Annotated in this window: 18 protein-coding genes; 11 read left to right on the top strand and 7 right to left on the bottom strand. The window is 45.9% G+C overall.

Features of this window, described 5'->3' with window-relative positions; all coding sequences use genetic code 11:
• Nucleotides 1–54: 54 nt before the first annotated feature.
• Both ACLWBD_RS12045 and ACLWBD_RS12040 read right to left on the bottom strand, forming a co-directional pair.
• Entirely contained in the window at nucleotides 55–762 is a 708-nt protein-coding gene (locus ACLWBD_RS12045) for a hypothetical protein (protein ID WP_063204634.1), read from the bottom strand.
• A gap of 9 nt (nucleotides 763–771) precedes the next feature.
• Entirely contained in the window at nucleotides 772–2,079 is a 1,308-nt protein-coding gene (locus ACLWBD_RS12040; RefSeq protein WP_063204633.1) for a hypothetical protein, read from the bottom strand.
• 204 nt (nucleotides 2,080–2,283) lie between these two features.
• Between ACLWBD_RS12040 and ACLWBD_RS12035 the strand changes: the two genes are divergently transcribed.
• The 5 genes from ACLWBD_RS12035 (at nucleotide 2,284) to ACLWBD_RS12015 (ending at nucleotide 6,430) form a co-directional block, all read left to right on the top strand.
• A complete protein-coding gene (locus ACLWBD_RS12035) occupies nucleotides 2,284–2,937 on the top strand; it encodes a hypothetical protein (RefSeq protein WP_413568340.1) in 654 nt (217 codons plus the stop codon).
• Nucleotides 2,928–3,941, top strand: coding sequence for a hypothetical protein (locus ACLWBD_RS12030; RefSeq protein WP_413568339.1), 1,014 nt, complete (start codon nucleotides 2,928–2,930; stop codon nucleotides 3,939–3,941). The genes ACLWBD_RS12035 and ACLWBD_RS12030 overlap by 10 nt, the downstream gene beginning before the upstream one ends.
• Entirely contained in the window at nucleotides 3,938–4,492 is a 555-nt protein-coding gene (locus ACLWBD_RS12025) for a hypothetical protein (protein ID WP_413568338.1), read from the top strand. The genes ACLWBD_RS12030 and ACLWBD_RS12025 overlap by 4 nt, the downstream gene beginning before the upstream one ends.
• A 121-nt stretch (nucleotides 4,493–4,613) precedes the next feature.
• Nucleotides 4,614–6,044 (top strand): hypothetical protein, encoded by a 1,431-nt coding sequence (locus ACLWBD_RS12020; protein ID WP_413568337.1) that lies wholly within the window; start codon nucleotides 4,614–4,616, stop codon nucleotides 6,042–6,044.
• On the top strand, nucleotides 6,014–6,430 hold the full coding sequence (locus ACLWBD_RS12015; RefSeq protein WP_063204628.1) for a hypothetical protein: 417 nt from the start codon (nucleotides 6,014–6,016) through the stop codon (nucleotides 6,428–6,430). The genes ACLWBD_RS12020 and ACLWBD_RS12015 overlap by 31 nt, the downstream gene beginning before the upstream one ends.
• Nucleotides 6,431–6,495: 65 nt before the next feature.
• Here the strand turns inward: ACLWBD_RS12015 and ACLWBD_RS12010 are convergent, their stop codons facing one another.
• Nucleotides 6,496–7,029 carry a hypothetical protein gene (locus ACLWBD_RS12010; protein ID WP_373997898.1) on the bottom strand — a complete coding sequence of 178 codons (534 nt, stop codon included), beginning with the start codon at nucleotides 7,027–7,029 and terminating at the stop codon, nucleotides 6,496–6,498.
• 109 nt (nucleotides 7,030–7,138) lie between these two features.
• Between ACLWBD_RS12010 and ACLWBD_RS12005 the strand changes: the two genes are divergently transcribed.
• Nucleotides 7,139–7,570 carry a hypothetical protein gene (locus ACLWBD_RS12005; protein WP_253696312.1) on the top strand — a complete coding sequence of 144 codons (432 nt, stop codon included), beginning with the start codon at nucleotides 7,139–7,141 and terminating at the stop codon, nucleotides 7,568–7,570.
• Nucleotides 7,571–7,626: 56 nt separating this feature from the next.
• Here the strand turns inward: ACLWBD_RS12005 and lpdA are convergent, their stop codons facing one another.
• The 4 genes from lpdA to ACLWBD_RS11985 all read right to left on the bottom strand — a co-directional run bounded on the left by lpdA (nucleotide 7,627) and on the right by ACLWBD_RS11985 (nucleotide 14,088).
• The gene (lpdA, locus tag ACLWBD_RS12000; protein WP_063204626.1) at nucleotides 7,627–9,036 is read right to left on the bottom strand and encodes a dihydrolipoyl dehydrogenase; all 1,410 of its coding nucleotides are present in this window, start codon (nucleotides 9,034–9,036) and stop codon (nucleotides 7,627–7,629) included.
• A gap of 326 nt (nucleotides 9,037–9,362) precedes the next feature.
• The gene (locus ACLWBD_RS11995) at nucleotides 9,363–9,992 is read right to left on the bottom strand and encodes a hypothetical protein (protein ID WP_413568336.1); all 630 of its coding nucleotides are present in this window, start codon (nucleotides 9,990–9,992) and stop codon (nucleotides 9,363–9,365) included.
• Nucleotides 9,993–10,088: 96 nt separating this feature from the next.
• Nucleotides 10,089–11,354, bottom strand: coding sequence for a 2-oxoglutarate dehydrogenase complex dihydrolipoyllysine-residue succinyltransferase (gene odhB, locus ACLWBD_RS11990; RefSeq protein WP_413568335.1), 1,266 nt, complete (start codon nucleotides 11,352–11,354; stop codon nucleotides 10,089–10,091).
• A 22-nt stretch (nucleotides 11,355–11,376) separates the two neighbouring features.
• Nucleotides 11,377–14,088 (bottom strand): 2-oxoglutarate dehydrogenase E1 component, encoded by a 2,712-nt coding sequence (locus tag ACLWBD_RS11985; RefSeq protein ID WP_413568334.1) that lies wholly within the window; start codon nucleotides 14,086–14,088, stop codon nucleotides 11,377–11,379.
• A gap of 152 nt (nucleotides 14,089–14,240) precedes the next feature.
• On the opposite strand from ACLWBD_RS11985, the gene gpmA reads away from it, so the two are divergent.
• The 5 genes from gpmA to ACLWBD_RS11960 all read left to right on the top strand — a co-directional run bounded on the left by gpmA (nucleotide 14,241) and on the right by ACLWBD_RS11960 (nucleotide 20,505).
• A complete protein-coding gene (gene gpmA, locus ACLWBD_RS11980; protein ID WP_063204622.1) occupies nucleotides 14,241–14,987 on the top strand; it encodes a 2,3-diphosphoglycerate-dependent phosphoglycerate mutase in 747 nt (248 codons plus the stop codon).
• A gap of 137 nt (nucleotides 14,988–15,124) precedes the next feature.
• Nucleotides 15,125–17,878: a hypothetical protein gene (locus tag ACLWBD_RS11975; protein ID WP_413568333.1), complete on the top strand. Its 2,754-nt coding sequence runs from the start codon at nucleotides 15,125–15,127 to the stop codon at nucleotides 17,876–17,878.
• Nucleotides 17,875–18,366, top strand: coding sequence for a hypothetical protein (locus ACLWBD_RS11970; RefSeq protein WP_063243915.1), 492 nt, complete (start codon nucleotides 17,875–17,877; stop codon nucleotides 18,364–18,366). The genes ACLWBD_RS11975 and ACLWBD_RS11970 overlap by 4 nt, the downstream gene beginning before the upstream one ends.
• Nucleotides 18,363–19,328 carry a Tfp pilus assembly protein FimT/FimU gene (locus ACLWBD_RS11965; protein ID WP_081112090.1) on the top strand — a complete coding sequence of 322 codons (966 nt, stop codon included), beginning with the start codon at nucleotides 18,363–18,365 and terminating at the stop codon, nucleotides 19,326–19,328. The genes ACLWBD_RS11970 and ACLWBD_RS11965 overlap by 4 nt, the downstream gene beginning before the upstream one ends.
• 34 nt (nucleotides 19,329–19,362) lie before the next feature.
• Nucleotides 19,363–20,505 (top strand): EF-hand domain-containing protein, encoded by a 1,143-nt coding sequence (locus ACLWBD_RS11960; RefSeq protein ID WP_413568332.1) that lies wholly within the window; start codon nucleotides 19,363–19,365, stop codon nucleotides 20,503–20,505.
• Nucleotides 20,506–20,572 lie beyond the last annotated feature (67 nt).

The raw sequence follows: 20,572 nt of genomic DNA, 5'->3' as shown, positions 1-20,572 counted from the left end.
GTGATTTGAAATACTGTGACAGCAACTTAATGCGGTCCTAGACCAAGGAAGGTCCTAAGGACATTGGCAGGCGCGCAGACGGCAGGAAAGTACTTTTCCGTGATTGTCATACTGGAATTCAAAGGCACGCTGGTCGTGCATTTCAAGACTGACACTCGATCCATCTTTAAGATCTAACTTTGATTTCACTTCATGCTTTGTCACGGTTCCTTGAGCGAGCAAGGATTCGACAGTTTCATCGCTTTTCAGCGGAAGACGTTCGGGATACCCTTCGGCATCCAATTTGAAATAGCGGATTTCTTTTTTATCCGCAGAGTTCGTGTTGTCAGCGGCAATCACGTGAACGCGACGAAGAGTTCCGTCTTTCAATGTCAGATGATAATTCTCAACGGCGATTTCTTCACGTGCTACACCTACACTTTTTTGCAAGTACTCAAGCAAAGCTTCGGGTGTTGCAATAGCTTGGGCTGCAATTTCAGGAGCACAAGCTTTCAAAGACGCTAGGAAGTTGTCCTGTTGAGGCAAACTGTTTGCTGATTCGTCGCTGGCGTTGCGGTCAAGAAATGAAGAGTCAACCCCCGTCTCTGGAGTCGGTTGGGCCGCTGGCGTTTCAGCTGGCGTACCCATCGCTTCGATGTGCGTTCCATTGCCGTTTTGTTTTTCGTGAAAAAGAATGTGTAAGAAATAATAATCTGCAAGGACGCCAAGGATGAATAACACCAGCGCCCACAGAATCCATACTTTAAGAGTGATCGGTTTCATAGTTCCTATCTAGTTATTTGAAAGATCCGGACTCCAAGAATCCCACGATTGACATGATCTTGCACGCTGCGAAGGTCCACGCGCTTCGCCCCAGCGATATTCGAGGTCATCGTGCGGATTATTGGAAATGAGGCCTGCAAACATGCGTCGCTTGAACTCAGCCAAATCCATTTTGCGTCCCGGGTAATATTCAGTAACGCAAACCGAGGCGCTGCTAACACCTAAAGATGTCATTTTAGAAGCTTCGTAAGCCGCACTTTGTTGGATGAATGGGAAGATCTTATTCAATTGCTGAACAGAAGCCGCACTCAGTTGATTGCCACCATTGATTTGCAAGATCTCGCGGTAAGCGCGACGCAAAGACATCATGTCGTCAAAAATGCGTTGATCACGATTTGGCGTCGAGTAGTTGTCGTAAGTTGCGTAGTTCATGCAGCGCGGATTCTTTTTGATATAGTCGATACCTTCGCGCGCATAGTTCACGCGGTCTGTAAAGCCCACGCAAATAGTTTTCAACATACGTGCGACCATTTGATCGTCCGTTTCTTGACGAAGTGCCAAGCGATTTTGCACGTAACGAACCCATTTGTTCAATGGAATGCGGTACTGTTCTTCGCTGTAACCTGGAACTTGCCACACGGGGATATTCAAAGCAGAAGCCGGTCTCCAAGCGCGGAAGCCCGCGTGTCCGGAAGCTGCGTATTCTCCCTCGAAAACCCATTCAGGATTTGGCCAAGATTGACGTTCTTGCAAACCCAAACCCGTCGTTGCACCCACAACAGAGTTGTAAACTAGGTGAGGCACACCGATAGGCAAGATCTCTTTCACGGTCCAAGAGTGATGATTTTTCTTCGTCGTTAAAATCAACGAACCGGAGCGAATCACATTGCGGTTGATGGCGACAGGGTAAGTGTCATTCGGAAGAGAGCGAGTGCTCATCGTTTCATAGATGAACCACAAGAAATTGCGCACGCGGTTGGTCTCGCTTTGACCATCCCAACGGCTCATCTTATTAGAGATCGTTCTTCCTGAAGATGTCGGATCTTGAGCGACGAAAGGCAGACGATTTTCATACGCAAAGATAATACGCATTGAATAAACCGTATCGGCACAATCGACTTTCAATCCATAATAAGGATTGCTTTGACCATTGGGTAAAGTGCGACGAGAGAAGAAGTCCGTGCGCCATTCAGTGCGCACCCATTCTGCATAACGATCTTCCCAAGCAGAAGACCAATCGTTGACGGACGTCCAAACGGCCGCAGACGCAGAAAAACTAGCAAGAAAAGTCGTTGTTACTAATAGTAGACGAAACATGACACCATCCTTAGAAGTGTTACACGGTGGCAGGGGTATATTGCGGCGAAGTAAGGATCAATGAATAATTTTTACTGCGTCGCGTGCCCTGTCGAATTTTCCAATGCAAGGCGTTAACATCCGTGTCCTATGCATAGAAACCCGCTTAAATTAGCACTCGTCCTACTGTTAGGACTTTCGTCGTGCCAGTCAAAAGAAGATCCCATGACCCGAGAAAAAGCACTTTCTAAGGGATTTTCTTTGTTGGATGACGGACGCACTGATGAGGCCGTTTCCTACTTCACAGACTTATCCGCAAAAGACCCGCACTATCATGTGAAGTTGGCTTTAGCATCTGCCTATGCTGCGCGGGCGGGTGTGAAGATCGAAAAGATTTATTCGTTTGTCGCCGTCAAAGAAATTCCCCAGATAGAAATCGCGCACTCGAAGACTACAGAACCGACAACGGGACTTTTAAATGTGCTTCGCCAGATGTCTGCGCATTGGGAAAAAGTGCCAGAGCTTTCTTCCGCTCCTAGGGAAGATATATCGCGCGCGCTGCAAGTTCTTCATGACGTCACAGAGCCAGGAGCTGCGTTGTATTCCGCCACCTTAAGAATTGTGTATATCAAGTCCCTAGTGAGCGAAGGTCTGCGGAACTATCTCATCACCACGCAAGGTCAAGTGTGCACCGAAGAGTTACGACCCTTCTTTGCATGGTCGTTAAATATTTTAGATGTTGTGAAGTTGTTAGTGAAGGATGTGCAAAAATCCTTTCCTGAAAGACAAAAAGATTGTGAGCAGCTTCAAAACGACATTGAGAGAATAAAATCGGAAGCCTTAGCCAAGCCGTGGCCGCGGGAGACAGTATGCTTCTAAGGCTGATCTTATTTTTATTTTTCATTTCTTGTTTGGCTTCAGCAAATACGCTGCCATCCACCTTGCGTGATGGATCGACTCGTTTTTTGGCGCGTTCATTGGGCAGTTCTTGTTACACGATGGATAGCGTTCAAAAAGGTCTGCCGTGCAATCCTGCCGCTATCGCCAAAGATCGCGCCCGTCGATTCGATGCTGATATTTTCATGGGAAGCAATCTTGAGTACATCAAAGAAGCGGAAGATCTTTTGAAAGGCAAAGAGGACGAAGCCGCCGTTGCGAAGTTCTTTTCTCGCCGAGAAAATATTGAAGGAGAGTTTTCTTTTGAAGCTTCTTTTCAAGCTCCGAAATGGGGCGTGTCTTTTGAACCTTATCGCATCGTTGCCATATCGCGTATGGAAAATCCTTCTTTGCCGATGATTGATTTGCTTATAGCCGAAGAGCAAAGCGTGAAAGGACAGGCGGGAACTTATTTGTACGAGAATCTTTATGCGGGTATTCAGGTGCGCTACACGCATGTGCGATTTATCGGACAGTATTTCGCTTTGAGCGAAGCTTTTGCCGGAAACTCTCAAGAAATACTTGCTTCAGAAACACAAGAACTGGTGTACGTCGAACCGGGCCTTCTTTATGCCTGGGAAGATTTAGCTTGGCAGCCTCAGATTTCAGCGATGCTAAGTCAATGGGGCTTTTCGGATAGAAAAACCGAAGAGTATCCGATCAAACCTGAAGGACTTCTTGGCGCTTCTGTGAAACCTTTAGTGCCATTGGGGCTTTTTGAATTGGGTGTGCAGTTTCATCTGCATTCAGAAACTGAAAATGCCCGGGATGCTTTTCGCGTGGCGGCGGCTTACGAGTTGGGTATTCTTCATGCGGTGGCCAGTGTGTCTGAGTATGATCATTCGGCTGGTTTTCTTTTAACATTTAAAAACTTCACCAGCGGTTTGACCTACTGGAGCGAAAAAGTCAGTCGAGGCGTCTTTATCCAGATGGGGATCACGCTATGAAGCTGAGTCTCTTCTTGCTCATTCTTCTTTTAAGCCCATTGAAATCATTTTCTGAAGACGGACATTATGACGGTCCCGTTCAATGGAACGAATTTCGTAAACATGTTTTAGAAGAAGAAAAAGCTCAGGAAGTAAAAGGATTGAGTTACATGATTTCAGGCGCGGTGGCGGCTGTCGGTGGAACGGTAGGATACTTTCACTCTGAAGAGATTTTCAGTCAGACACTTTTTGCGATAACATCGAATGTGGGACTGGCAGCGATCGGTGTCGGTGCCAGCTACTATTGGGCGGGAAGCGAGACCTCGTCTTTTTATTATGCGTTAGAGGGTTCATCGCTCTCGCTTGCGCAGAAGAACGAAGTGCTGCAAAGATATCTTTTGAAACAAAACGAATTGCGGGAAAATCGCCGGTGGATTCGAGTCGCAACTCATGCTTTGATTGCGGCTGTGAATATTTATAGCGCCAGTCAATCCGAAGACGAAGATATGCGCGGTCTTTTTTATTTCTTAGGCGGGGCGAACGCCGTCCTGGCTATCTCTTACAGTTTCTAAATTTCACCGTCTCAAAATTAGAACTCTTCAAGAATTGTGGAAGCATCTGGACTTTCGTACCTTTAGTTTTGCTTTGAATAAACAGATAAGAAGCTGATGCACTATCAAAAAGGAGAGTAGGGTGAAGCAATCAAGGACATCCTTCTGGCTTTACACGTTTTGTTGTTTTACTTGCTTTGCAGTCTTCGGCTGGTATGGCTTGTATTACCGACCTGACGGAAGCGATTTCGCTTCTTCAGCAGAAGAAACAGTCATTCAAAAAATCAACTTGGCGAATCAGTCCGTTTCGACGATGACGGCTTCTCAAGAAGACATGACTTGTAACTGTCAATTTGGCAGCACACCTAATATTTTGAGCTTTGAAAAGCCTGAAGATTGCGGCAAAGACCGTAACTATCTTCAAGACAAATTCGAAGCTTTCAAGAAGGCAGATCCACAGGGATTGTTTTCTGGAACTCGTGACTATTCTAAAACGGCGGAAGTCCTTCCACGTAAGTGCGCTCTTTATATCATGAGACGTTTCTGGAAGGACCGCGCGTTGACTCCGGAAGAAAAAAGAGAAGCCGACATTGCTTACAATCGTACAAAAGGTCCAACAGAACAGCGGGAAGTGAAAGACGTAAAAGATTATAAGCATGATCCGCATTTGTTCTCTAAATGTGATAGTGACCCAGAAGGGACGCCTGTGCGTTACGGGCACAAAGCCTGTGTGACAGAAGATTACGTTAACTTGGTTTATAACTCTTTGATTGATGTGGCTGACTGTCTTGATGTGCCTGCGAAATTCATTGCACCCAAACTTTCAAATGAAAGTGGTTTGCATGTGAACGCGTTTGGTCTGGTGAATGACGGTGGTATTGGTCAATTCACGGATCAAGCCCTTGTCGACGTTCAGCAAAACTATCCAAATTTCAAAGGTCGTATCACGAACAGCGAAAAAGAGTCTTGCAAACGCTTGATGAAGATTCCTGGCGCCGTTCCGAAGAATGCGGAAGATATCAAAGCCGATGACGCCAATCGCTGCCATGCGATTTCGTCTCCGCCAAATCCATTGCGCAGCCTTGTGTATTACGGAATCTTTTATCATGCGACAAAACGCAATGCGAACAATGCCTTTGCTCGTTCCAAAGACACTAAAGATCCGAACTTCAAAGGTGCTGAACAGTTGATGAAGGATGCAGGTATTGATAGCTTTGACAAAGAGACCATCAAAGAGATGCTGTTTGTTATGGCTTACAATTCAGGCCCGGGCCGCCCTGCGATGTTCTTCCGCGAGTGGTTGAAGTACCGTATTGCCACGTTGAAGAAGTATCCGATCACGAAAGCCGATTTCGATATGAACTATTGGTACGAGCCGGGTCAGGGTAAATTCAAAGCAGGTGAAGCGCGAGCAAAAGTCATCTCTAAAGGTGGTAAGCCTTTGACGTTGGCGCAATACTTGTTTGCTTACAAAGATTCTATTTATATCCCAGCAGTGAAAGCGCAAGCACGTGTGTTGGATAAAGGTTTAGGAGCAGGAACATGCACAGAACAAAAATTCTTAGAGCTTTAATTTCTGTTTCTCTTTTTACCGCAGGAACTCCGGTTGCTGCGGCGAAAGTGGATGTGTTTTCAGAGTTCAATAAGAAAGTAGCGGCTTTAGAAACAGAGTTAAAGAAAGAAAAAGACGTGAACAAACGTTTCGATGCTTTCTTGAAAAGCTATAAAGACTTAAGTGATTTGCGTGCAAAGAACCCACGTCAATCCGAAGAAAAGGAACTGAACATGAGCCTTTTCATGGAGTCTTTGTCTTACATGCCAGATAAAAAAGAATTTCAGGCTAAAAAGTGCCCGGAGTATAAAAAAGAAGTGACGTCTATGATGAAGTCTTACGATAAGAGCCAAAAAGAGGCCTATGTTGATAAGGCATTCCAAGTCGTGGATCTTATCTGTAAGTAGAATCCTCTTACGGCAAAAAAAAAGCACGGTGCTGAACCGTGCTTTTTTGTTTTTAAAGGTCCAATCTATTGGAGAATGTCTTTTCTAAAATATCTGTTCGGTTCGCAATCATGTTCCTGATATGTCATGGGCACGGAATACGTGCTGCCATCGACGCTGAAATGCGCAGACACTTTATGCGACTTAAAATCTCCGGCGAAAGTTTTTTCCGTCACTTCTGAGGAAGTGAAAGACCAACCGCTGACTTTGAAGCCGTTCACATCTTGTTCGTCAGTCGTTCCCATGCAGGATTTTACTAATGGGCCGTGGTATTCACACTTCGTTCTCGGCCATTCAAAGCGTAAAATTGTCGGAAGTTTGCTGACAACGTTCGCGCGTTTTGCAATAGTACCGAGGTCGTTCGGAGTGACGATACCGTCATAGACGGGACGGTACTGCGGACCATTGTGATTGAAGATTTCAACAATCACAGTGTCTGCAGCTTCGCGGACAACGAAGCTTGTAGATGGGAACTCTGTAACGCAAGCCATATCCATTTTGTTTGATGCGGCTGATGCAAGTGAAAAAAGAATAATACTGATGGTAAATAGACATTTCATTGTGGTTCCTCAAACGTTCTTAATTAAAAAAGTATCAGCATTTAGGCTTTCCCCACAGTCGAGATTGCTAAAAACGGGAAGTCATACGATAAAAATGTTGGAGGCGAGCATGAAAAGTATCTTTTTAGCGGCATTTACTTGGCTTTTAGTCTTGGATGCTTCGGCAGCGATCCGCCAAGAAGTTCCCATTCAGAGCCAACGCAGTCTTCGTCAGCAGGTGGATAGCTACGCCGAACTTCTGCAAAAAGAAGTCGTCAAAGCACGTAATAATAAAGAGCGCTTCAGCTCTGTTCATAGGGTGCTTGGACAAATCAAAACTCTTCGCGATAACAGTGCTCCGCAAGGGGCCTTGGATGAAGCGCATATGGATTTAATGGTGAGCGTGTTAGAAAGCCTGCCTCAACAGAAAAACTTCAAGCGTCGCGACTGTTATAAATATGAAAACGATCTGGTCAGCCAGTTTGAGCCGACGGCGGAAGAGGCTCCGATTGAGCCCGCGGTTCGACCGGGTTGGGATGTGCTTCAGTCACTTTGCCGATAAAATAAAAAAAGCCTTCAGGATCTCTGAAGGCTTTTTAGTTTTTAGAACTTCAAAAATTACATTTGTCTTGTGCGTTTTTCTACGCCCAAGGCGGCTTCGCGAACCGCTTCACTGAGTGTTGGATGCGCATGGAAAGAGCGAGCTAGGTCTTCACTGCTGCCGCCGAATTCCATACAGACAACCACTTCATGAATGAGCTCAGAAACACTTGGTCCGACCATGTGCGCGCCCAAAATACGATCTGTTTTCTTGTCAGCGATGATTTTTACAAATCCCTCTGTGAAGCCTTTCGCGCGGGCACGGCCATTCGCCATGAATGGGAATTTACCAACGTTGAATTCAATGCCTTTTTCTTTCAATTGCTCTTCTGTCAATCCGACAGCCGCGATTTCTGGGTGCGTGTAGATGACGCCAGGGACTGTGTTGTAATTCACGTGTCCAGCATGACCTGCTAGCATCTCTGCTAAAGCCACGCCTTCTTCTTCCGCTTTATGCGCTAGCATTGGGCCCGCAATAACGTCACCGATGGCATAGATTCCCGGAACATTTGTTTGGAAGTGTTTATCAACGACGATGCGACCTTGAGGGTCTTTTTGGATACCCATTTCTTCGCAACCCACACCGTTTGTGAATGGTTTACGGCCCGTCGCGACCAGAACGACGTCGGCTTTCATGGAAGATGTTTTACCATCTGTCAAAGATTCGTAAGTAACTTCAATGCCGTCATTCAATGCTTTTGACGCTGTCACTTTAGTCGAAAGAAGGAAGCTCATGCCTTCTTTTTCTAAACCGCGTTTAAGCACATTCATGCAGTCTTGGTCCATTGTTCCACCAAGGCGATTGGCGTATTCGATCACTGTTACTTTAGCGCCCAAACGCTGCCATACAGAGCCAAGTTCAAGACCGATCACACCACCGCCCACAACGATCATTGTTTTTGGAACTTGTGAAAGAACCAAGGCGCCCGTGTTAGAGACGATGCGTTTTTCATCGAATTTCAAGAAAGGAAGCTCAACCGGTGCAGAGCCTGTCGCGATCACGATGTTCTTTGTTGTTAGAACTTGCGTGTTGCCGTCGTCCGCTTTCACTTCCACTTTACCCGGAGCGACGATTTTACCGAAGCCAGTGAATGGAGTGATTTTATTTTTCTTAAACAGGAAGTTAATTCCTTCCGTATTTTGTTTTACGACTTTGTCTTTACGAGCCAACATTGTTGGAAGATCTAAATCCACTTTAGAAACTTTAATACCGTGGGCAGCAAAATCATGTTGAGCGGCCACGTAGTGTTCAGAACTTTCAAGAAGTGCTTTGGAAGGAATGCAACCGACGTTTAAGCATGTACCACCAAAAGTTTTATCTTTTTCGATAACAGCTGTTTTTAAACCCAACTGTGCGGCACGAATCGCGCCTACATATCCACCGGGTCCAGAACCAATAACGATTAGATCAAATTGTGTCTCGCTCATAGAAGCATCCTTTAGTGAAAAGCACTTAAAGCTTTTATACGATATACTAGCAGAAGGGTCACCAAAGAATCATCGCATTACCCGGACCGTTGAAAAAGGCCCATCCGGCTGCGTTGTCGGGTCCCTTCTTCTGCTCCGACGTGCTATTAGCACGCCTCCGCGGCAGAAGGGGCCCTCCGCCTTGCGGCTGGACCTTTTTGAACGGTCCTAGTGTTTTGGGTTTTGGGTGGGGGATTATTGTTGTTTTTTGTAGACGAGGCTATAGCTGCTTGTGGAGCGATTTGTTGTTTTATGCCATAGGTCTATGGGGCGATTTGATGGCCTTATTATTTTCGATAGATGAGGTTGGTGTTTAAAGAGTTGGGTCTTCGGGATTCTGAAGTTCCGTCGCGATCGGTGGATCTATAGCCGAATCTGAGATCGCCGGTTTTGCGTCCTATGTAGGGATTGTCTGTCGTTGCTACATCGAACAGGTCATAGTTTTTGTTTCCTGTGGATCCTATGGTCTTTCCATCGCAGGTCTGACCCATGATGTCCTTTGGTATATTGAGCTGCCAGTCCGTGAAACCACAGTAGGCGGATGTGTTAAGCGAAGTTTCTGCATCAACGGAGAGGGGCCTGACCGTCGCTAAAGAAAGTATCCAAGTAAGGTCTCCGGAATGGTCCAGCTTCGTGTTCGTGATACGAGTGATTCGAAACGTGCCGGTTTCATCAAGAGCTAAAAGCTTTGTCGTGCAGTTCGGGTCCGAGTAAGTGATGGTTTCCAACCTATAAGTGGCGTCCTCATTCATCAGAGCGTTGATTTTTGCGAAGACGGTTCCTTCGCTTTTGCAACCCGTTGTCCAATTTCCGTAAAGACTCTGAATCGAGCCGTATGTTGCCGTTGATAGTTCGCCAGTGCAACCTGCACAAGTCAGGGCGAAGAAACACAATGAAGATTGAAAAAGAGACTTCATGTCAGATAAATCGGATATTGTTTTATCTAACTATAAACAAATTTTGGTAAATAAAAAAAAGGCCCGGTTTGATACGGGCCTTTTTTTGGGTTTTTATTATACTTCTAGTAGAAGTCTTTCTGGATCTTCGACAAGCTCCTTGATTTTTACAAGGAAGCTGACGGCTTCTTTCCCGTCGATGATTCTGTGGTCGTACGTTAAAGCCACATACATCATAGGGCGGATTTCTACTTTTCCGTCGATCGCCATAGGGCGGTCTTGGATTTTGTGAAGTCCTAAGATAGCTGACTGTGGGTAATTCAAGATCGGAGTTGAAAGCAGAGATCCGAACACGCCACCGTTTGTGATTGAGAAAGTCCCACCGCCTAAATCATTCGGAGTGATTTTTCCATCACGGCCTTTTGTAGCCAAATCACGGATGGCCATTTCAATTCCAGCTAATGAAAGAGTGTCAGCGTCTTTCACGTTGGGAACCATCAAGCCTTTTTCCGTCGATACTGCAATACCGATGTTGTAGTAATTGTGGTATTCGATATCAGAGCCTGTGATCCATGCATTCACGGCAGGGTAGGCCTTCAATGCTTCAACCGCTGCTTTTACGAAGAAGCCGTTAAAGCCCAAGTTCAAGCCGTATTTCTCTTTGAACTTGTCTTTGTACTTCGCACGAAGCTCCATCACTTTCGTCATGTCGATTTCGTTGAAAGTCGTCAAAAGCGCGGCCGTGTTTTGTGCTTCTTTTAGTTTTTCAGCGATACGTTTGCGGATCGTCGTCATCGCCACAAGTTTTTTATCACCTTGTTTTGAAGGACCACGAGCAGCCATTACATCAGCCGCTGAAATTTGCGGAGCTGCGGACTTCGCAGGGGCTGCTGCCGGAGCGGCTTTCGCTTGAGGTTGTACATCAAGAACATCACCCTTCGTCAAACGACCGTCTTTACCAGTTCCTTGAACAGAAGAAGGATCTAGATTTTTTTCAGTCACAATTCTTTGTACTGCAGGGGAAAGGTGCGCCGACGCATCTTTACCTGTGGAAGCTGCTTGTTGAGGAGCCGCTTGAGTTTGTGCTGGAGCCGCTTCTGCTTTCGCAGGCTCTGCCGCCGCAGCGCCCGCCGCTGGTTTTGCATCAGTATCCAAAGTAGCTACAGTCGCACCGATTTTTACCACGGCTCCCGCTTCGCTGCCTGGAAGAATAGTCAAGACACCGTCATTTTCAGCGACAACTTCAACACTGGCTTTGTCTGTTTCAAGCAGCATTAAAACATCGTTGCGTTTTACAAAGTCGCCGGATTTTTTTGTCCAGCTACCGATGGTTGCTTCTGTGATGGATTCCCCAACCGTAGGAACTTTAATCTCTTGTTTCATTTACAAAGTCCTAAACTGCGCCTTAGGCGCCAAAAATGGATTTAATAATTTCAGCCTGCTCAATCGCGTGACGGTATGTAGAGCCCGTCGCCGGAGAAGATCTCTCTGGACGGCCCGCATATTCAAAGCCCAGCTTCATGCCGGCTTTGCCAACCACATCGACAAACTTGAAGTACACATTCTGGAAAGCACCCATGTTTTTAGGTTCTTCTTGGGCCCAGATCAAAGTTTTTGCCTTTGGATAAGACTTTAAAACTTCAGTGACTTGTTTTGCAGGGAAAGGATAGATCTGCTCTAGTCGAACCAAAGCGATATTGTCCTTCTTCGTTTTTTCTCTTTCTTCTAACAACTCGTAGTAAAGTTTGCCGGAAACAAACACCACTGTATCCACTTTGGATTTATCAACAGTATCCGCAATCACTTCTTGGAATTGACCATTTGCCAACTCTTCCAAAGTTGAAACCGCACGCGGGTGACGAAGTAATGACTTCGGTGACATCACGACAAGTGGTTTGCGGAAATCACGGTGCATTTGACGGCGAAGAGCATGATAGATCTGCGCTGGAGTCGTTAAGTTGCACACTTGCAAATTGTTTTGCGCTGCCAGTTGCAAGAAACGCTCGAGACGAGCCGAAGAGTGCTCTGGTCCTTGACCTTCGTATCCGTGAGGCAGAAGCATCACAAGACCGCTCATTTGTTGCCATTTAGATTCGGCGGCCGCGATGTATTGGTCGATCACAATTTGGGCTCCGTTAACGAAGTCACCGAATTGCGCTTCCCACATAACTAGGGAACGAGGATCTTGGTTTGAGTAACCATATTCAAAACCAAGTACGCCGTATTCTGAAAGAATACTTTCAGCCACAAGCAGGTTGGCTTTCGGGTTTAGATCGGCAAGCGGGAAGTACGCCTTGCCTGTTTTGAAATCATACATACCCGCATGACGATGAGTGAAGGTGCCGCGCACGCAGTCTTCACCGGTCAAACGAACGCTGGAACCTTCGTGAAGAAGAGTTCCGTAAGCAAGAAGTTCACCCATACCCCAGTCGATAGGATCTTTTCCTGCGCCCATATTTTTACGGGTCTCAAGAAGTTTGATCAATTTAGGGTGAGGAGTGAAACCCTCTGGGAAAGAACCGATTTTTTCGCCGATCTTTTTCAGAGTGTTGATATCGAATTTTGTATTAGCTGGTTTTTCAAAGTCCGCGTCCGTCGCGCGACGAAGACCTTTCCAAGGGCCCTCGAATTTGAAGTTCTTAAGCTTCGGCGCTGTTTTCTTTGTTTCTTCAAAGATGGATTGCAAACGATCCATCGCTTTTTGGTAAAGATCGTCAATAAATTTTTGATCTAAGCTGCCTTCAGCGACAAGTTTTTTGCCGTAGATTTCACGCACTGTCTGGTGAGCTTTAATGAGCTCGTACATTTGCGGTTGAGTGAAAGCAGGTTCGTCACCTTCGTTGTGTCCGTACTTACGGTAACAGATCAAGTTGATAACAACGTCTTTGCCGAATTCTTGACGGTAGCGAAGAGCGATGTCCATCGCACGCACAGCACTTTCAACATCATCACCGTTCACATGAAGAACCGGTGTGAAAGTCATTTTCGCCGCATCAGAAGCATAGCGAGTAGAACGAGTATCAAAACCATTTGTTGTGAAACCAACTTGGTTGTCCAAGATCACGTGAATAGTTCCGCCGACAGTGTGAGATTTGACTCCCGCCATTTGCAAAACTTCTTGCACAATACCTTGGCCCGCGAAAGCCGCATCACCGTGGATAAGAACTGGAACGACTTTTTTACGGGCGTTGTCACCCAAAGCATCCTGAGCTGCACGAGCCATACCTACCGCCACAGCATTGACGGTTTCTAAGTGAGAAGGGTTGTAAGCCATCGTCACTTTGCAAGTGCCGTTCGCTGTTTTCTTTTCAGAGACATAACCTAAGTGGTACTTCACGTCGCCATCAAAACCTTCAACCGGTTCTGCTAATTCAAGCGGTCCGTTGAAGTCACCGAAAACGTACTCTTCACCTTTACCGAAGAAGTTCACAAGAATATTCACGCGACCACGGTGAGCCATGCCGACGAAAACTTCTTGAACTTGCAGGCCTGTGCCTTTGTTCACCAAAGTGTCCATCATTGGAAGAATGGAATCTGCCCCTTCCACAGAGAAACGTTTTTTACCCACGTAACGTGTGTGCACGAATTTTTCTAAAGTCTCAGCCTTCGTCAAAGACGACAAAGCGTTTTTCTTGTCATCCAAAGAAAGTTTGCCGGCGTTTGCGGACTCAAACTCTGTTTGCAACCATTGAACTTCTTTGGGAGAAGCGTCGGCGGCTTGCAACGCCAAAGTGCCGCAATAAATTTTTTTAAGTTGCGCGATAATGTCTGAAAGTGTTGCACCTTGTTTGCCGATCAAAGAGCCTACTTGGAATTTTGCAGACAAATCTTTTTCGCTCAAACCGAAGCGTTTCAAAGAAAGCAATTCGCTTTCTTTCGGAGCGTAAAGAGGATTCAAGTTCGCTTCTGTGTGGCCTTCAGCGCGATAGGCTTGGATCAATTGAAAAACTGCGAGCTCTTTGTCGGACATTCCGAATTTGCCTTCTTGAGCAAACTCGACTCCCTCAAAAAAACTTCTCCACTCAACGGCAAGCGAATCCGGATTGGATTTGAAATCTGCGTAAAGCTGTTCAATGTATTCAAGGTTGGCGCGATTGATGCCACTGCTATTGTTCACGGTGTTTTCTCCACGTTTTAGACGCCTGCTAATTTTTCAAAATCTTAGGAGTTTGACACGCCTTAATGCGCGGCAATATCACAAGCTTTTGATGTAAAAGAAGGCCCTGCCATGATAGCTCTTTTTCTATGTAAATTGAAGGAGTTTAAACTGTGTATAAGTTAGTTCTAATTCGACACGGTGAGAGTGTGTGGAACCAGGAAAACCGTTTTACCGGATGGCAAGACGTAGATCTTTCAGAAAAAGGTCGAGCCGAAGCTCTAAAAGGCGGGAAAGCACTCAAAGATAGAGGCTTTAGCTTTGATATCGCTTACACCAGCATGCTCAAAAGAGCGATCAAAACTCTGAATTTCGTATTAGATGAAGTAGATCAAGTGTGGCTTCCAGTACACAAAGACTGGCGCTTGAATGAGCGTCATTATGGAGCTCTGCAAGGCTTGAACAAAGCTGAAACCGCGGCTCGTCATGGTGAAGACCAAGTGAAAATTTGGAGACGTAGTTATGATGTTCCGCCTCCAGCAATGGATGTGAACGATCCTCGCCATCCTTCTCATGATCCGCGTTATAAAGATGTGGACCCAAAAATTCTGCCAAGCCAAGAGTCTTTGAAAGACACGGTCGCGCGTTTCTTACCTTTGTGGAACAACACGATCGCTCCAACGATCAAATCGGGAAAGAATGTCCTGATCGTGGCGCATGGGAACAGCTTGCGTGCCTTGATGCAACATCTTGAAGGTATGACTCCCGATGAAATCATGGGAGTGAATATGCCGACGGGTATTCCTATGATGTATGAGTTGGACGCAAACTTTAAGGTCCTGAAGAAGGAATTCATCGGGGATCCTGAAGAAGTGAAGGCGGCCATCGAAGCCGTCGCCAACCAAGGGAAAGCGAAGTAGCATTCCCGAATCGAAACGGGGAGTGTTTCATAGTGAATCACTAAGAGTGAAAGTCAGGTAAAACTGAGGACCTACCGGACTTTTGTATCTTAAGTTTGATATCCTGTGTGTCGATATGGACAGATAGGAGATTCGCCATGAAACCACTCTTCTGGCTAGAACGTTCTATCTTGAAGCCGAACAACAAAGGCAGCGCCTTTGTCCAAGCCCTCGTCGCCGTTGGTGTCGTGGGCGTTATGCTTTATTTCTTATCTCCTCAAGTCATCAAACATCGTCAACAAGTTACAAAGACCGCTTCTATCATCACCGCGCGCTTGGCGTTGCATTCGATGATGGACTTTACGTTGTTTGGTATCAAACAGCGTTGGTGTTTTTCTAAAGACTGGATGCCGGAAAAATGCGGCGATAATATGAACGGAGTGCTTGCGCATCCGCGCTCTATCGAGCGTATGTTGATGAAGTCCGAGACGGTGAACTTTTTGCGTTTGGCCGGTGTTACAAATCCAGAAAAAGCTCCCTTGATTCGATTTGGCGAGACGATCAACTTAAAAACTTTCAGTGCTCTTCATCCTGTTTACAAAATTGTGTCTGAGTTGAAGGGGTATAAGACGGAAGCGATTCGCATCGACATTGCTCGTGATAATCGTGGCGTTATTCCTGAATATGGCCGTGAGCTTTATCTTACGGTCAAAATCAGTTTGTTGGATGGTTCAGGGAAACCGATTCTGGTCGGCGGCAGTGAATTAACGACGACTTCAAAAATCGGCGTATATCCTCGCGAAGTGGGAAGCTTTGCTTTGCTCGTGGCTGGTGATCTTCACTTAGATAAAGAGAATAGATCCGGTGTCCCTGAAGCAAAAGGGGATGCAGCCCTAAAACAATTTTCTTCTAGAAATGATCGTTTAAGATTTCCAGGACTTATTTTTGAAAGTCCGGTGTTTGTAAATGGAGCGGTTCGCTTACCAGCGGCACCTGATTTAGAGTCTGACGAAAAGGGCGTTGATACAGTTTATACGCCAGTAACATTCAAAGATAAGATCATTTTAGGTGAAGGCCCGGTGCTTCGTAGGAACGCCGAGTTTCAACCTCGAAGCGCGGGAGCCGACTCAGATCAGTTCTGGGCGAACATCCGCCAGTTTGGTGGCTTTCAAAAAGGGGTCGAATTGGATGGCGCGCGCGACATCGGTTTAGACTTTCTTTCCGGCTTTCAGACCAGCGGCGATACGGTGGATCCTTCGGATTTAAAAAAATGTGTCGAGTACAATCTTTCAAAATATGATTTGAAAAGCACGATCAACAGTCAGCTGCGTGGTCAAATTTTACGAAATACAGGCAGTAAACATCAGTACCGTCTGGGTATGACGGACAAAAACCGATTCAATCCGCAAACGGGTGAAGTCGATGCGCCGAATGCAATCCGCGGTATTCTGAATGCATTTAACCTGACAAAAAAAGAAGCCGCTGTAGCGAAGTTCACTATGAGCTTCGGTCAGTCCGTTGTCGTTTTGGGTGAGATTCCAGATAACGGAACAGTGACGTTAGAGCCGAAAATTGATCTTTCTGGCTTAAAAGACACTATCAAACGTAAATTAGCAGACGCTCAATTTGCCAAAGAAAGACTGGATCAGGATCTCAGAGACATTGAAAATGCGTTGGCTCGCGCCAACAGAGATCTTGAGCAAGCTGAGGATAATTTACGTGAAGCGCGTGATAAAAAAGATCGAGACAGGGTAGCTCGCCTTGAAGATCGTATCGAAGACATCAAAAGACAGATTCGTGAGCTCAATCGCGCGAAAGAGCTTAAAAATATGGATCTCGCTCGCGCCACCGAGCAAATTACGACTTATGAAAGACAGTTGGCGGCGGTTGAGTCTAAAGAAGGTATTCAACCCAAAGTCCATATCACTTTAAAATATCCTCAAGATCCTAACAATCCGAACTCCCCCAGCACGGGGAATGCTTCATTCCGCGATCTTGAAGTGTCTTTCGAAAATGAAGAGATGCTGCTTGATAGTAACGGCAATCCGCTTCCTCTGAACATGCGTCTTGAGGCGTATGACGTCTCTTATTATAAGAAGTATTCTTTAAGACCGTGGTCCAATAATAACGTAGGTACTTTGCAGTTCAGTCGTGAAGGTACGGCGATTAAAGGTTCTCAGTATCTTGGTGACCAATATGGTCAATGGCGTGGGGAACTTCCGAATGAAAACGCTTATAAAAACTACGACATAATTTGTAAAACTCCAGAAAACTCAGCCTTCGGATTGAGTGACTGGGGACTGTCGTTCGCGCCGAATTCAAAATTCTCTTGGTCGTTCACAGACAAGTATGAAGAGCGGGCTGACCTTGTTTTGGATGGTAATAACTCGTACAAGTCGGGAAGTTTTTCAAAAGTTGAATTCATCGTAAAGTCCATGGCTCGTCGCTGTATTATTAAGAACACAGCGAATTTCGTAACGGGCTTCTTTACGTGCGAGAAGTTGGTGATTGAACCACGCAATTCAGCTCTTCGAATTATTGGGAGCTTTATTGTGACCAATGGTATCGAAATCGACGAAACCGCCTACAACGAAGGAATTCGTTGGAGTACGATTTATCATCCGATGTCCACTTATGAGTTGCGCCAAGCACGTGTGCTTAAAGGTGTGAACGGGCAGGATTGTTCGACGATTGCTCGTTATCCAGTATGGCACCCTTATCCTTCGATGTTGAATGTGGCAAATCTTTATCGCTGTAACTCGATTGCTCTTCGTTCGAAGGCCGATCCGTTCCGTTGGACTTCGGTAGACCCGGACTGTGGTCTTTCAAGTTCGACTGGAACAGCGACGACTTGTAAGAACCGTCTTGTTCATTTTTATGTATTAGAAATTTCGCGGGAGTCCGGCATATGATGTCGCAACTCAAGAACCAAAAAGGTATTTCGATCTTAGAATCGCTGCTTGGAATGGCCATGATTACGTTAGTTGGTTCGTTCTTTATTTCAGGAACTATCAACATGCGTAAGGTCGCCAAAGAAAGTGGTACAAAGAACTCTTTGTACAAGCAGATCAATGATGTGATTGAGAATATCCGTCCGAATGTTCGTATGTACCAGATCAACTATTCCACTTCCGATAAATCGCGCAGCGAGGCTCTGGCTTTAGACAAGCTTCCTATGGCCTGGGGAAACGGCAAGATTTTGCCAGCTAAAGAATGCTCTGAATGTCCGGGACGATATGGCTTCGTGGTGCAGGCATCACCAGAATTTAAGGGATTGTATTTAGTAACGGTAAGAATGAGTCATAAAGATTGGTCGCAGGCTCAAGGTGACGGAAGTCTTCCTAGCAATCCAGCCAACTATGGCTTTCAAGATTATCAGTTTGTGGTGAACTCACAATGAAGTTGAATCAAAAAGGTTTCTCATTAGCAGAAATGGTTGTCGGTGTGGCCCTCCTCGGGATCATGGGGATGGTTGCGGCTTCTTTCTTTGTTTTTACTGCAAAGACCAAAGATCAAATCACCAATGAGATCGAAGATAAGGTTGATAACATCATCGCTGAGCGTATGATTCTTAAAGACCTTAAATACTCTGAACCTTCTTTCAATAATGTGTTGATTCCCGACGATACAGGCTTTCGTTTCTTCGACTATGTCTCGGATTCTGGTGGAGACCAAGAGTTCGATGCTCCAAGAAAGCTGACGTTGGAGTTTGGTCGTCGCAATGAGTTTGTCTTTATGACTTCCAACGACAAGTTGGGAACGATGATGTACACGCCGGCCTTGGCTTACGATCTAGGGGCTCTTCCGGCAAGTGCGAATCAAGAGGCGGCTTTAATCTTCCGGTCTTTGAACAAAGGAAATGAAGTTTTAAAATCCAATCCGGGATTTTGGCAGGTAGGGACGATTTTGATGTTGGACTCTCCAGCAGCTGTTCGCGAGATGACTCCGACAGGACCCAACTACAATGTGCCAGCCCGCTCTCCGATTTTCGTGGGAATTGTAAACGCGCCGGGGGAATCAAGACTGACCCCCTTCAACCTCACAGGTTTCTTAAATAAGACTCATCCCTTGTATCCGAATGAGACAATCAACGATGAAGATAAGTTCTTAAGGGATATACCGCCGATGGGGGGCGCTGCTCCTCTTGTGCGCTTGAAAGCCGTGAATATTATCAAGTATTATTTAGAGAGAGACCCGAAAACGAAGACAGTCAATCTTTTGCGTTCTGTTTATATGAATAATACGTTTTCTAAGGGTCAATTGTTCGCAGCCGATGTAACTAGAGTTGTCTTCTCTAGAAACAACGCACGGGATTCTTTGATTTATTACCAAATTATTCGTCCACAAGATGTGGGTAAATAATAGGGCACGTTAAGGGGAAAACAAGGGGGCTTGTATGTTTCTTAGAAGATGGCTACCACTGCCACTTTTATTCGGCATCGGGGTTTACGCACACGCGGAACAAGAACCCGCAGCCGTCAACTCGGGCGTGGGTGGCACGGCCGGTTTCCAAGGGGTTGTGCTTTCGGGGCAAGTGACTCGAGCCGCACAGAACTCTATCACGGTAAATATTACGAATACTTGTTTTGGTACAAACCTTCGTTCGGTTTCAAACCCGATCGCAAGGGGTGCGACTGTTGAGTTCAACGTCGCCATCAATGACAAAGGGACAATCAAAAATTTCTTCGTCAAATATCCATCCGATGTTGTCTCTAATGCCGGGAATGACACTGTGACTGATATTACTGGTGCGAATGTTTCTCCGGGCGTAACAGCGTCCTTTGCGGGAAACAGCGTGCGCATGGTGGTTCCAATCTCGGTCACCACGACAGTGGATGAAGAAGGAAATATCAGTGAAGATTTCGATGTTAAACTTCACGGAACTTCTTTCACTCAAAGATTTGCGCCAAAAGCGGGCCAAGAGTACATGGGTACTGACGGTCCACTTTCAGCCAGCGTTTATACAAGTTCTTCCAAAGACGGTCGCCAATACAGTGTTTCTGCTTTCTTCCCTGGAGAAAACGGTTACTGCGGCGGTTACTTCTCTCCATTAATGGTCTTCTTCGACGACAATCGTCCTCGCTTTGACGGTCATTCAGAGTTCCCTCTGAATCCTTCAGGTAAGACGTCATGGCCAGAAAAGAAAGCTCCGGGAGCTTTCGTGGCTATCGACCGTGATGGCGATAAGAAGATCACAAAAGTGGACGAGCTTTTTGGTAATGAAGGTGAGAAGTTTAAAAACGGTTTCGAAGCCCTGCGAGAGTTTGACTCTAACGGCGATGGCGTGATCGATAAAAACGACAAAGACTTTGCAAAACTTCTTCTGTGGTTTGATAAAAATGGTGATGGTAAATCGCAGGCTTCCGAGCTTGTACCATTAAAGTCGCGCATCAAGTCGATTTCATTGAAATACGATGACAGTGCGAAGACACCGTTTGGTTCTCGAGCAGAAGCGCGTGAGCGCAGCACCTTTGTCTTTGTAGAAAAAGGCAAAGAGAAGCAGGGATCCATCATCGATATGTGGTTCTCGCCGCAATAATATTTTATTACAGTTAAGATGGTGAAACGGCGCTCTAAGGGCGCCGTTTTTATTTTTGCTTGATCCT

Origin of the sequence: Bdellovibrio sp. HCB117 (assembly GCF_047305915.1) — a bacterium.
GTDB lineage: Bacteria > Bdellovibrionota > Bdellovibrionia > Bdellovibrionales > Bdellovibrionaceae > Bdellovibrio > Bdellovibrio bacteriovorus_B.
The sequence above is the reverse complement of the archived record's forward strand: the minus strand, read 5'-3'. Positions and strand labels throughout refer to the sequence as shown.